The organism is Sphingomonas sp. P2_B6, assembly GCF_056404755.1.
Map to the genome: position 1 here is coordinate 114,454 of NZ_JBFUDK010000007.1, position 12,812 is coordinate 127,265.

Here is a 12,812-nt window from a genome sequence, read left to right on the forward strand (position 1 = left end):
GATATGGTTCGTCCGGTTCGCAATATCGTCATCGTCGGCGGCGGCACCGCCGGCTGGCTGACCGCGGGCGTCATCGCCGCACGCCACAAGGGCCGGATCGCGGCGGGCGACGTCAGCGTCACCCTGATCGAATCGCCTAACGTCAAGATCATCGGCGTCGGCGAGGGGACCTGGCCGACGATGCGCACCACCCTGCAGAAGATGGGCGTGTCCGAAACCGATTTCTTCCGCGAATGCGACGCCGCCTTCAAGCAGGGCGCGAAATTCGCCAAATGGACGACAGGCGCGGAGGACGACGCCTATTACCATCCGCTGATGCTGCCCCAGGGGTTCAGCGAAGTGAACCTGGTGCCGCACTGGCTGCAGGACGGCCATGGCCGGACTTTCAGCGACGCGGTCTGCCCGCAGGAAGCGATCTGCGAGGCCGGCCTTGCCCCCAAGATGATCACCACCGCCGAATATGATGCGGTCGCCAATTACGCCTATCATCTCGACGCGGGAAAATTCGCGCCGTTCCTGCAGCGGCATTGCACCACGACCCTAGGCGTGCGGCATGTGCTGGCCGATGTGACGACGGTCAACCAGGCCGAGAATGGCGATATCCTGAGCCTCTCCACCGAACAGGCGGGCGACATCCCGGGCGACCTGTTCGTCGACTGCACCGGTTTCGCCTCGCTGCTGCTGGGCAAGACGCTGGGCGTCCCTTTTCGCGATTGTTCGGACGTGCTGTTCTGCGACACCGCGATCGCGATGCAGGTGCCGTTCGACGACCCCGACGCGCCGATCGCCTCGCATACCATCTCGACCGCGCAATCGGCCGGCTGGATCTGGGACATCGGCCTGCCGACGCGGCGCGGCACCGGCCATGTCTATTCGAGCGCGCATATCGACGACGAGACCGCCGAGCGCGAGCTGCGCGCCTATATCGGCCCGGCGGCGGAGGGACTGACCGCGCGGAAGATCCCGATCCGTGCCGGGCACCGCGAGACCTTCTGGAAGAATAATTGCGTCGCGGTCGGGCTGGCCGCCGGCTTCATGGAGCCGCTCGAATCCTCGGCGATCGTGCTGGTCGAGCTGTCGGCCAAGCTGATCGCGGAGCAGATGCCGGCCAATCGCGAGGTGATGGACATCGTCGCCAAGCGCTTCAACGAGACCTGCCATTATCGCTGGGGCAGGATCATCGACTTCCTGAAGCTGCATTATGTGCTGACGAAGCGGCGCGACACGCCCTTCTGGATCGACAATGTCGCGCCTTCCAGCATTCCGGAGCGGCTGCAGGAGCTGATGCAGCTGTGGAAATACCAGCCGCCCTGGTTCTTCGAGGAATTCGACCGGCTCGACGAGATCTTCCCGGCCGCGAGCTACCAATATGTGCTGTACGGCATGGGCTATGAGACCGAGGCCAATCCGCTGGAGACGGCGACGACCCGGCAGCGCGCGGCGCGCCTGATCGACGAGAATGCGCGCATGGCAGCGCGGATGCGCGAGCAGCTCCCCCGGAACCGCGACCTGCTGAAAAAGATCGAGCAGTTCGGGTTCCAGGCGATCTGACCGCCGTCAGTCCGCCGCGACCGGTCCCTTGGCCGGTTGTGGGCGGCGGGTGAGCCAGACCATGAAGGTCAGCGCAACGCATAGCCAGGCGGAGAGGCGGAACAGGTCGGTCGAGGCGAGCAGATAGGCCTGCCCGACCATCTGCCGCGTGATCGCCCCCGCCGCCTGGACGTCGGTCAGGCCGAGACCGTGGAGCGCGTCGCGCGCTGCCTGGAACGGCGCGCCGCTGCCGACGGCTTCGGACAAATGGCTCTGGTGGAGCGCCTCGCGCCGGTCCCATGCGGTGGTGGTGATCGAGGCGGCGAAACTGCCCGCGGTGATGCGCGCGAAGTTCGAGATGCCCGACGCCGACGGGATGCGCTCCGGCGGGATGCCGTCGAGCGAGATGGTGATCATCGCCAGGAAGAAGGTACTCATCGCCACGCCCTGGACGAGCAGGGGCAGCATGAAATCCCATTCGCTCGCGCCAGTCGTGTAGCCGGCGCGCATATAATAGGAGATGCCGAACGCCACGAAGGAGATCGAGGCGAGGATGCGCGCATCGACCTTGCCCGAGGCACGGGCGACGAAGGGCGTGAGAATCACCGCCACCAGCCCGCTGGGCGCGGCGACGAGACCCGCCCAGGTCGCGGTATAGCCGAGCTGAGTCTGCAGCCAGAGCGGCAGGATGAGCGTGTTGGCGAAGAACACCGCATAACCGAGACAGAAGGCGATCGACCCGAACAGGAAGTTGCGGTTCTTGAACAGGGTCAGGTCGACCGTCGGGTTGGCATCGGTCAGTTCCCAGATCACCCAGGCGGCGAAACCGATCACCGCGATGACCGCCATCACCACGATGCGGGTCGAGTTGAACCAGTCGTCATTCTTGCCGAGATCGAGCATCATCTGCAGCGAGCCGACCCAGAGGACGAGCAGGATCAGCCCGACCTGATCGATCGGCAGTTTGCGCGTCGGCGTCTCGCGCCGGCGCAGGCTCTGCCAGCAGATAAAGGCGCAGAACAGGCCGACCGGCACGTTGATCAGGAAGATCCAGCTCCAATGATAATTGTCGGAGATATAGCCGCCGAGGATCGGCCCCATGATCGGCGCGACCAGGGTGGTGATCGACCAGATGCCGAGCGCGGTGGAGCGTTTCTGCGGCGGGAAGATCGCGATCAGCAGCGCCTGGCTGCCCGGGATCATCGGGCCCGACACTGCGCCCTGCAGGATGCGGAAGCCGATCAGCGAGGGCAGATCCCAGGCGATGCCGCACAGGAAGGAGGCGAAGGTGAAGAGCAGCACCGAGACGCTGAAAGTCTTCACAACGCCGAAGCGGCCCATCAGCCAGCCAGTCAGCGGCACGGCCACGCCGTTCGCGACGGCGAAGGCCGTCACGATCCAGGTGGAATTGTCGCTGCTGACGCCGAGATTGCCGGCAATGGTGGGCAGGGACACATTGGCGATGGTCGAATCGAGCACCTGCATGAAGGTGCCGAGCGCCAGCGCGAACGCGGTCAAGGCTAAAGCGCCGCCCCGGAGCGGCGCCTGGGCGGCGCCGGACATCAGCGGTTCGCCGCGATGATCTGCGCGATGCGCGCCTCGACCCTGGGGTCGCCGCCATCGGACGCGCCGTCATGATAGACCTGCCGCGCCGGCGCACCGACGCGCGCGCCGCTGGCGTCCGCGGTGTCGATCGTGGCGTTGACCGAGAGGCCGACGCGCAGCGGATTGCGCTGAAGTTCGCCCCGGTCGAGCGCGATGCGCACCGGCAGGCGCTGCACCACCTTGATCCAGTTGCCGCTGGCATTTTGCGGCGGGAGCAGCGCGAAGGCGCTGCCGCTGCCGGCGCCGAGGCCGATGACGCGGCCATGATAGACCGTGCCGCTGCCATACATGTCGGCGGTCACCGTGGCAGGCTGGCCGATGCGGATGTCCTTCAGCTGAGTCTCGCGGAAATTGGCGTCGATCCAGACGCGGTCGAGCGGGACGACCGCCATCAGCGGCGTGCCGGCCGCGACCTGCTGGCCGAGCTGGACGGTGCGCTGAGCGACGACGCCGTCGATCGGCGCGGTGATGTGCATGTGGCTGTGCGCGATGGCGGCGCGGCGATAGGCCGCGATCGCGGCGAGCACCGCCGGATTGGTCGAGACGGTGGTGCCCTGCACGCCCGTGCGCGACTGGGCCTGCTGGCTGCGCGCGAGCGCGAGATTGGCCTGCGCGACCTTTACCGCATCGGCGGCGTGGCTGAGTTCCTCGCCCGAGACGGCGCCTTCGGCGGCCGCACCGCGACGGCGCGAGAGGTCGTTCTGGGCGCGCTGAAGCTCGGCCTGGGCCTGGCCGACGGCCGCGCCGGTTTCATTCAGCTTGGAGAAGTCCGACCGGGTCGAGCGGACCGCCCGGGCGAGTTCGGCTTCCGCAGCGGCGAGGCCGACATCCACCGTCGCGGGATCGAGATCGAGCAAAGGCTGGCCGGCACGCACCGTCTGGGTATTGTCGGCATGGATGGCGAGGATAGTGCCGGGGTCGCGCGCCGTGATCGAGACCACGTCGCCCGCGACATAGGCGTCATCCGTTTCCTGCTCGGGCTTGGCGAGCACGAAATGGAATACGCCCCAGATGATCGCCGCGATGGCGATGAGGATGGCGAGGATGGTCAGCCCGCGGCGACGCGCATTGGGGTTTCCGCGGACGGGCGGCGCCGGAGGAGCGGCGGGCTCGGGAGCGGCCGGTGCCTCGGCGGGCACTTCGATCTTTTCCATCTTGGTCATTTCGGGTCCTTCGGATCGAAGCCGCCGCCCAGCGCCATGACCAGCGCGACCCGCTGGCTGGCGGCATCGGCCGCGAGATTGGCATCGGATTGCTGCGCGTCGAGCAGCCGCACGTCATTGTCGACAAGGCCGAGGCGGGATTCGAGCCCGCTCGATACGCGGATCGTGTTGAGGCGTCCGGTCTCGGCGAGGCCGCGCACGACCTCGGCCTGGCGCGCGCGATCCTCGGCGAGGCTGCGGATGCGGGTGAGCGCATCGGCGGCTTCGCGAACGGCGCCAACCACCTTTTCGTTATAGTCGGCGATCGCGACATCGACCCCGGCAGTGGCGCCCGCGAGGCCTGCGCTCAACCGGCCATTGTCGAAGATCGGCAGATGGATCGCGGCGCCGCCGCCCACCGTGCCGGCATCGGCGTTGAAGAAATTGCCCACCCCGATCGCCTGCAGACCGACCAGCGCCGACAGATTGACGTCCGGGTAGAAAGCACGGCGCGCGGCCAGCCGGCCCTGCGAGGCCGCGTCAATCCGCGCCAGCGACGCGGCGACATCGGCGCGCCGGGCGAGCAGGTCAGCAGGGATCGTTGCCGGCAGCGGCAGGGCCGCATCGAGCTGGAGCCGTGCGGGCGCGATGGTCGCGGGATAATCCACGCCGCGCCCGGCCAGCGCGGCGAGTGCATTCGCCGCGAGTTCGCGTTGCGCCATCGCACGGACCAGCGCCTGCTGCGCCTGGGCGAGCAGAGTCTGCGCCGCCTGCGCGTCGAGATCGCTTGCCAGCTTGTTGCGGATGCGGACCTGCACCAGCCGGAGCGAGCCCTGGCGGGTGGCGATGGTCTGCTGCGCGAGCGCTGCGAGGCGTTCGGCGCGGGCGAGCTCGATATAGGTCTGCACGACCGACCCGGCGAGCGCGAGGCGTGCCGCGGTCGCATCCAGCACCGCGGCGCGGGTCGAGGCGCGGGCGCCGGCGATCACGGCCTTTTGCCGGCCGAAAAGGTCGAGGTTCCAGTTCAACCCGGCCTGGGCCTGGCCGATGAACCGCGTGGTGCCGGCGAAAGGCGGCGGGATCTGGTAGCGGCCGCTGAGACGGGCGACCTGCGCCTGGGCGTCGAATGCGGCGTTCGGACCATCGTCCGCGCGCTGGCTGGCGAGGATCGCGCTTGCCTGACGCACGCGCGCGAGCGCCGCATCCAGCGTGGGATTGCCCGCCTGGGCATCGGCGACCAGCCGGTCGAGCTGCGGATCGCCGAAGGAACGCCACCAGTCATCGGCGATCGCCGGGAAGACGGCGTCGGTAGCAGCGGTCAGGCCAAGCGCGGAATCGGCGATGGGTGCGACTTCGGGCCGCGACGCGGGGATCGCACAGCCCGCCAGCAAGGCGGTGGTGGCAAGCGCCAGGGCGGTCAGGCGCATGATGGGTCTCCGACACTTGCCTCGAGCGTCGTCCGCAGCCGCTGGAGATGGCCGATCAGCTGCGCCGCATCCTCCGGCGACCAGTCGGCAAGCCAGCCGTTCCACAGATCGACCACGCCGTGCATGCAGCGCTCGGCGACCTGCTGACCTTTCTCCGTCAACACGAGATTGATCACGCGCCGGTCGCCTTCGTCCCGGTCGCGCGCGAGAAAGCCGCGCTCCTCGAGCGAGTCGACCAGACGCGTCGTGGCACCCTTGTCGTGCCCGAGATCGTGCGCGAGCGCACGACAGGTAAGGCCGCGGGCGAGCCAGATCGACACCAGCGCGGACCATTGCAGGTGCGTGACATCCTCCGCGACGAAGATCGGCTCGAGCCCCAACTGCGCAGCCTGGAAGATGCGCTTGGTCAGATAGCCGACAGAGATGTCGGGGTTGAACTCATCGTGCGTGTAGATCGGCACGTCGTTGCTCCGGCAATGGTTGCTGCGGCAACTAATAAGCCCGCCACCTCGCCGTTTCAAGTGAGCGGCGCGGGGAAAATTTCGAGTCATGCCTTGGTATGAGGGACGGCCGGAGACGCAGGTTCGACGTATGGAGGGAACCACTAGGGCTGCCGGCCAGTTAAGCAGGACAGGGGCCGGGATGGCCGGGTTGTGCCTGAACCACACGCAACCCGCCCGATAGGCGCCGCAGGGCAGGTATTTTATTCATTCGCGCCGGGGGACAGGCTGTTTTGCGTTCAAGCTCAAGCTTAGTCCTGTTGGCTAGCCTGTATGCCGTTACGCAGCCTGTATCCGCACAGCGCCGCCCCGATCCGGTCGAGCAGGCGCGCAAGGACCAGCAGGATCAGGCGGCCAAGACCGACACCGCCGCGCCCGCCGGCAGCGATCCGATCATCCCGGACTCGCAGTTCCAGCAAGCCTTGCCGCCGATCGACGGGGAGCTGAACCAGCCGCTGGCGCCGATCGAGAGCATCGATGCAATGCCGGCCGCGCCCGCCACCCAGCCGACGGCGCCGAGCCCCGCCGCGCCGCAGACCGTCGCCGCGCCCACCGCCGAGGATCCGGCGCTCACCCAGCCCCTGCCCCCGCTCGCCGGCTTCGACGTCGAGCCGCCGCCCGCGACGACGCAGACCGAGATTGCCGACACCCCGCCCGAGCTGCGCTACTCCGTAAAGGTCGAGGGGCTCGACGCGGTCAATCTCGAAGGCCCGTTCCGCGCGCTCTCGGCGCTCGACAAGGGCGACGGCAAGGGCGCCAATGGCGCGGTGATTGCCGCACGGGCGAAGGAGGATGAGGGGCTCGCCCAGCGCCTGCTCCGCTCCGAGGGCTATTATGACGGCGTGGCCTCCTCGCTGGTCGAGCCGGTGCAGAACCAGCCCGGGCGAGTCACCGCGACGATCAGCGCCGCGCCCGGCACGCGCTACACGCTCGGCTCGATCGTCATCGAAGGGCCGGAGACGGTGCCGCCGGGTCTGGTGCGCAGCGCGCTCGCCCTGCGCACCGGCGATCCGATCGTCGCGAGCGCGATCGAGGCCGCCGAAGGCGGCGTCGCGCTGCAATTGCCGCAACAGGGCTATCCCTTCGTCAAGGTCGGGCAGCGCGACATCGAACTGGACGATGCGAGTCATCTCGGCGCCTATACGCTGCCGGTCGAGACTGGGCCGCGCTCCTCGTTCGGCACCTATTCGACGACGGGCAAGCTCGCCTTCGACGCGAAGCACGTCGGCATCCTCGCGCGCTTCAAGCCCGGCCAGCTCTATGACGACCGGAAGGTCAACGACTTGCGCGAGGCACTGGTCGCGACCGGCCTGTTCGACAGCGTCGCGGTCGAGCCGCGCCAGACTGGCCGGACGGCGGCCGACGGCACCGAAGTGGTCGACCTGCTCGTCACCCAGAATGCCGGCAAGCCCCGCCGCCTGGCCGCGACCGCAGGTTATTCGACGGGCGAAGGCATCAAGCTCGAGGCGAGTTGGACTCATCGCAACCTGTTCCGCCCGGAAGGATCGCTGACCTTCACCGGCACCGCGGGCACGCAGGAGCAGGGCGTGGCCGCGACCTTCCGCCGCGCCAATGCCGGGCGGCGCGACAAGACGGTGCTGCTTGGCATCACGGCCGATCGGCAGGATTTCGACGCGTACAAGGCGCTGACGATCGGCATCAACGGCAAGATCTCGCTCGATTCCACCCCGATCTGGCAGAAGCGCTGGACCTGGGCCTATGGCTTCGAACTGCTGGGGTCGCGCGAAGACACGTTCCAGCCGGCCAGCGGCACGCGCGCCTATCAGAATTACGGTATTTTCGGCCTGAACGGGCAACTCGCGTTCGACAGCACGAACAGCCTGCTCGATCCGACCAAGGGTTTCCGCGCGATGGTCCGCATCAGCCCGGAGACGTCGCAGACCGAAGGCAGCAACTACCGGTACGTCCGCGCGCAGGTGGACGGCAGCACCTATTACCCGGTCTCGGACAGCCTGGTGGTGGCCGGGCGCGTGCGGGTCGCCTCGATCGCCGGCGCACCGCGCGATGCGATCGCGCCGTCGCGGCGGCTTTATGCGGGTGGCGGCGGATCGGTGCGCGGCTTCGGCTATCAACAGCTGGGCCCGCGCGACACCAATAACGATCCGGTCGGCGGACGCAGTCTGGTCGAGGGCGCGATCGAAGCGCGGTACCGCTTCGGCGACTACGGCATCGTGCCGTTCTTCGATGTGGGCCAGGCCTATGCCTCGACTCAACCAAAGTTCAGCGACCTGCGCTACGGCGTCGGCATCGGCGCGCGCTACTACACCAATTTCGGGCCCGTGCGGTTCGACGTCGCGACGCCGCTGGGCCGGCGCAAGGGTGAAGCGAAGGTCGCGATCTATATCTCGATCGGGCAGGCCTTCTGATGGCCGAAACCGAGGTCGAAACCGTGGTGCCGCGCCGCCGCTTGCCGGTCGGGCGGATCGCCAAATGGGTGGCGATCGCCGTCGCGGCTCTGCTCGCGCTCGCCGTGCTGGCGGTGTTCGCGCTCAATACCGATCCGGGCCGGCGATTCCTCGCTGGCAAGCTGACCGGCTATGAGACGGCGTCCGGCATCAAGGTCGAATTCGGCCGGCTGGAGGGTTCGCTCTACGGCAAGCTGACCATCCGCGACCTGAAGATCAGCGATCCCAAGGGCGTGTTCGCCACCGCGCCGCGAGTCGATCTCGACTGGCGGCCCTTCGCCTTCATCCGCAACCATGCCGATATTCGGTCCGCCAGTGCGCCGCTGATCACCCTTGCCCGCCTGCCCGAACTGAAAGTGGTGCCGAGCGACCCCAACGCGCCTACCCTGCCCGATATCGACATCGATATCGGCAGACTGAAGGTCGACCGCCTGGTGCTCGGCGCGCCCGTCACCGGAACGCGGCGTCTGATGACGCTCGATGCCGTCGCGCATATCGCCGATGGCCGCGCGCAGATCACCGGCAATGCAGCCGCGCTGGACGGCGGCGACCGGCTCGCGCTGGTGCTCGATGCGGTGCCGGACAAGGATCGGCTGATCGTCGATGCGCGGCTCAACGCGCCGGCGGGCGGGATCGTCGCGGGCATGGCGCGCCTCAAACAGCCGCTCGTCGCGCGGATCGACGGGCGGGGAAGCTGGTCGTCCTGGCAGGGCAAGGCGCAGGCGCTGCTCGGCGGCCAGCCGCTGGCCGCGCTCGATCTCACGGCACGCAACGGCACCTTCACCGCGCGCGGGCCGCTTCATCCCGGGCTGATCCTGGCCGGGCCGGTCGAGCGGCTGACCGCGCCGGCACTGCTGGTCGACCTGACCACGACCCTGGCGCAGCGGCGGGCGAACACGAAGCTGTCGGTCAAGTCCGACGGGCTGGCGGTCACGGCGAACGGCATGATCGATCTGGCGCAGAGCCGCTTCGAGGGATTGCAGGTCGAGGCGAGCCTGCTCACCCCCGGATCGATCGCGCCGAACCTCAACGGCCGTGACGTGCGCGCGTCGCTGCGGCTCGACGGCGCCTTTGTCCGGCCGCTGGTCGACTACAAGATCAGCGCGGCGGCGATCGGCTTCGACAAGACCGTGGTGCAGGGCCTCTACGCCGAAGGCCGCAGCCGGGTCGATGCCGACCGCATCATCGTGCCCGTCACCGGCCGGATCGCGCGCGTCACCGGGCTGAACGCGGCGGCCGGCGGCTTGCTGACCAAGGTGACGATCAACGGCGCGTTCGCGATCTCCGGCGATACGATCCTGTCGGACAATCTGCGCATCCGTTCGCCCCAGATCGATGCCACCGCGATCGTCGTCGCCGACCTGTCGACCGGCATCTACCGCGCCGGGCTGAAAGGGCGGATCAACGATTACCGGATCGACGGCGTCGGCATCATCAACCTGACGACCGACATGAACCTGGTCACTGTCCCGTCCGGCGGCTTCGGGCTGAAGGGAAGGTTCGGCGTCACCACGGTGAAGCTCGACAATGCCGGCGTTCAGAACTTCCTGGGCGGACGCGCGGTGATCGTCGGCAATCTCAGCTTCGATCCCAAGGGCGTGTTCCGGGTCCAGAACCTACGGGTCGCGGCGCCGAGCTTCCGCCTCACCGGCGGCCAGGGCAGTTATGTGCCCGACGGCCGCATCGCCTTCACCGCGCAGGGCCATTCGACTCAATATGGCCCGCTGGCGGTCGCCATATCGGGCACCGCCGAGCGCCCGCTGATCAAGCTGCGGGCGAGCCGGCCCAATGTCGGCGTGCAGCTCAGCGATGTCGTGGCGACGATCCGCGGAACCGGGACCGGCTATGCCGTGGTCGCGACCGGCGGCTCGCCTTATGGGCCGTTCAACGCGGACGTGCTGATCCGCACCGGTGGCGGGCCGCTGACCATCGACATCCACCGCGCGCGCTTCGCCGGGGTCGGTTTCGCGGGCACCGTCCGCCAGGCGCCCGCCGGGCCGTTCATCGGGAAGCTCACCGCCAATGGGTCGGGCATCACCGGCACCGTCACTTTGTCGGCGGTCGGCAAGATCCAGCGCGCGCAGGTCTCGGCCCGGGCCAATGGCGCGCATATCCCCGGCCAAGCCAAGCTGGTGATCGAGCGTGCGATCGTCGAGGCGACGATCACCCTCTACGCCAGGGCGCCGGAGATCCTCGCCGATGTCCAGCTCGCCGGCGTGCGCCAGGGCAGTTTCTTCCTCCAGGCGGCGCGCGCCAAGGTGAATTACCAGGGCGGGCGCGGCACCGCGCAGATCGTCGCCAATGGCCAGAGCGGCGCGAGCTTCCGCATCGCCGCCAACGCCCAGCTCTCGCCCGACCTGTACCGGGTCGCGGCGCAGGGCCAGGTAGGCACTGTGCCCTTCCACCTCGCCCAGCCGGCGATAATCCGGAACGAGCACGGCATCTATGTGCTCGCGCCGGTCGCGATCATCGTGCCGCAGGGGCAGGTGCGGGTGGCCGGTCGCTATGGCAAGACGCTCGAGCTGCAATCGCGCTTCGACAATTTCGATCTCGCGATCCTCAACACCTTTGCCGCCGGCGCGGGCATCGGCGGCCGGGCGACCGGCAGCCTGGACTATGTCCAGGCCGGATCGGGCGTGCCCCGCGCCGACCTGCGCGTCGACATCCGTAGCTTCACCCGCTCCGGCGCGGCGGTCGTGTCCACCCCGGTCGACATCTCGGCGCTCGGCACGCTCCGCCCCGAAGGCGGCGCGCTCGCCGCGCTGATCAAGCGCGGCGGTGCGACGATCGGGCGGGCGCAGGTGCGGTTGCAGCCGGTCGGCGGCGGCGACTGGATGACCGCGCTGATGGATGCCCCGCTCGGCGGCGGCATCCGCTATAACGGTCCGGCCGATGTGCTGTGGAGCCTGTCAGGCCTGGCGAACCAGACGCTCACCGGACAGATCGGCATTGCCGCCGATTTCTCCGGGCGGATTTCCAGCCCGCAGCTGACCGGGCTGATCCGTGCCAATGCGCTGGCCTATGATAACGAGACCTATGGCACCCGCATCAGCGCGATCAAGCTGACCGGGCGCTTCACCAACGACCGGTTCGAGATCAGCGAGTTCACCGGCCGGGCCGGCAAAGGCACCGTCTCAGCACGCGGCAACGTCGGGTTCGGCTCGGATGCGGGCTTCCCGATCGATGTCCGGGTGACCTTGAGCAATGCGCAGCTCGCACGCAGCGACGCGCTGGGCGCGACGGTCTCGGGCGAGATCGCCGTCACCAACAGCAAGGCGAATGGCGGGCTGATCTCCGGCACCCTGAACCTGCCCGAAGTGCGGTACGAGATCATCCGCCAGGGCGCGGCCGAAGTCGCCGAACTGCAGGGCGTGCGCCGCAAGGGCACCAGCCGCGCCCAGGCCGCGCGCGATGCGGCCGAAGCTGCGGCAGGCGTGCCCAGCCTGTTCAAGCTCGACCTGCGCATCCGTGCCGACAATCGGCTGTTCGTCAGCGGCATGGGGCTGGAAAGCGAATGGAGCGCCGACCTGCGGGTAGGCGGCACCTCGGCCACGCCGGAGGTGATCGGCAATGTCGACCTGGTCCGCGGCACCTATAATTTCGCGGGCAAGCGTTTCGATCTCGACCAGGACAGCATCATCCGCTTCGAAGGCGGCCCGGTGACGAACCCGAGCTTGTCGATGCGGGCGACGGCGACGCTCTCCGGCACCGCGATCACCATCAATATCGGTGGCCGGGCGCAGAACCCGCAAATCACCTTCACTTCCTCGCCCAGCCTGCCGCAGGACGAACTGCTCTCGCGCATCCTGTTCGGCAACTCGATCACTGAGCTGTCGCCGATGCAGGCGATCCAGCTCGCCTCCGCGCTCAATTCGCTGCGCGGCTCGGGCGGCGGGCTGAATCCGCTGGGCAAGCTGCGCTCCGCCTCTGGCATCGATCGATTGCGCGTGCTGGGCGCGGACGAGGCGACCGGGCGCGGAACCTCCGTCGCCGCGGGCAAATATATCTCCAACGACATCTATGTGGAGATCGTCACCGACACGCGCGGCTTCACCGCGACGCAGATCGAGATCGCCTTGTCCAAGGCGCTGAGCATCCTGAGCCAGACCGGCGGATCGAACGGGACCGCGATCAACCTGCGCTATTCGAGGGATTATTGACGAGCGGCTCGAGGTGTAGAGC

7 protein-coding genes are annotated in these 12,812 nt (G+C 68.3%); 3 read left to right on the forward strand and 4 right to left on the reverse strand.

Going from position 1 to position 12,812, the window contains the following annotated elements:
• Positions 1-3 precede the first annotated feature (3 nt).
• Entirely contained in the window at positions 4-1,551 is a 1,548-nt protein-coding gene (locus AC1DX5_RS12135) for a tryptophan halogenase family protein (protein WP_478015651.1), read from the forward strand.
• A 6-nt stretch (positions 1,552-1,557) separates the two neighbouring features.
• On the opposite strand, the gene AC1DX5_RS12140 is transcribed toward AC1DX5_RS12135, so the two are convergent.
• The 4 genes from AC1DX5_RS12140 to AC1DX5_RS12155 are packed head-to-tail and all read right to left on the reverse strand — an operon-like array spanning position 1,558 to position 6,165.
• Positions 1,558-3,093, reverse strand: coding sequence for a DHA2 family efflux MFS transporter permease subunit (locus AC1DX5_RS12140; RefSeq protein ID WP_478015653.1), 1,536 nt, complete (start codon positions 3,091-3,093; stop codon positions 1,558-1,560).
• Positions 3,093-4,298 carry an EmrA/EmrK family multidrug efflux transporter periplasmic adaptor subunit gene (locus AC1DX5_RS12145; RefSeq protein ID WP_478015655.1) on the reverse strand — a complete coding sequence of 402 codons (1,206 nt, stop codon included), beginning with the start codon at positions 4,296-4,298 and terminating at the stop codon, positions 3,093-3,095. Before AC1DX5_RS12145 ends, AC1DX5_RS12140 begins: the two co-directional genes overlap by 1 nt.
• Positions 4,295-5,704: an efflux transporter outer membrane subunit gene (locus AC1DX5_RS12150; protein ID WP_478015657.1), complete on the reverse strand. Its 1,410-nt coding sequence runs from the start codon at positions 5,702-5,704 to the stop codon at positions 4,295-4,297. Before AC1DX5_RS12150 ends, AC1DX5_RS12145 begins: the two co-directional genes overlap by 4 nt.
• The gene (locus AC1DX5_RS12155) at positions 5,695-6,165 is read right to left on the reverse strand and encodes a MarR family winged helix-turn-helix transcriptional regulator (RefSeq protein ID WP_478015659.1); all 471 of its coding nucleotides are present in this window, start codon (positions 6,163-6,165) and stop codon (positions 5,695-5,697) included. The genes AC1DX5_RS12150 and AC1DX5_RS12155 overlap by 10 nt, the downstream gene beginning before the upstream one ends.
• Positions 6,166-6,464: 299 nt before the next feature.
• On the opposite strand from AC1DX5_RS12155, the gene AC1DX5_RS12160 reads away from it, so the two are divergent.
• Both AC1DX5_RS12160 and AC1DX5_RS12165 read left to right on the forward strand, forming a co-directional pair.
• On the forward strand, positions 6,465-8,591 hold the full coding sequence (locus tag AC1DX5_RS12160) for an autotransporter assembly complex protein TamA (protein WP_478015661.1): 2,127 nt from the start codon (positions 6,465-6,467) through the stop codon (positions 8,589-8,591).
• A complete protein-coding gene (locus AC1DX5_RS12165; protein WP_478015663.1) occupies positions 8,591-12,790 on the forward strand; it encodes a translocation/assembly module TamB domain-containing protein in 4,200 nt (1,399 codons plus the stop codon). Before AC1DX5_RS12160 ends, AC1DX5_RS12165 begins: the two co-directional genes overlap by 1 nt.
• Positions 12,791-12,812: the final 22 nt, after the last annotated feature.

Bases quoted from the DNA above. Each gene is read 5' to 3' on its own strand.
- AC1DX5_RS12145 (WP_478015655.1), bottom strand. From the start codon at position 4,298: ATGACCAAGATGGAAAAGATCGAAGTGCCCGCCGAGGCACCGGCCGCT.
- AC1DX5_RS12140 (WP_478015653.1), bottom strand. From the start codon at position 3,093: ATGTCCGGCGCCGCCCAGGCGCCGCTCCGGGGCGGCGCTTTAGCCTTG.
- AC1DX5_RS12135 (WP_478015651.1), top strand. From the start codon at position 4: ATGGTTCGTCCGGTTCGCAATATCGTCATCGTCGGCGGCGGCACCGCC.
- AC1DX5_RS12150 (WP_478015657.1), bottom strand. From the start codon at position 5,704: ATGCGCCTGACCGCCCTGGCGCTTGCCACCACCGCCTTGCTGGCGGGC.
- AC1DX5_RS12165 (WP_478015663.1), top strand. From the start codon at position 8,591: ATGGCCGAAACCGAGGTCGAAACCGTGGTGCCGCGCCGCCGCTTGCCG.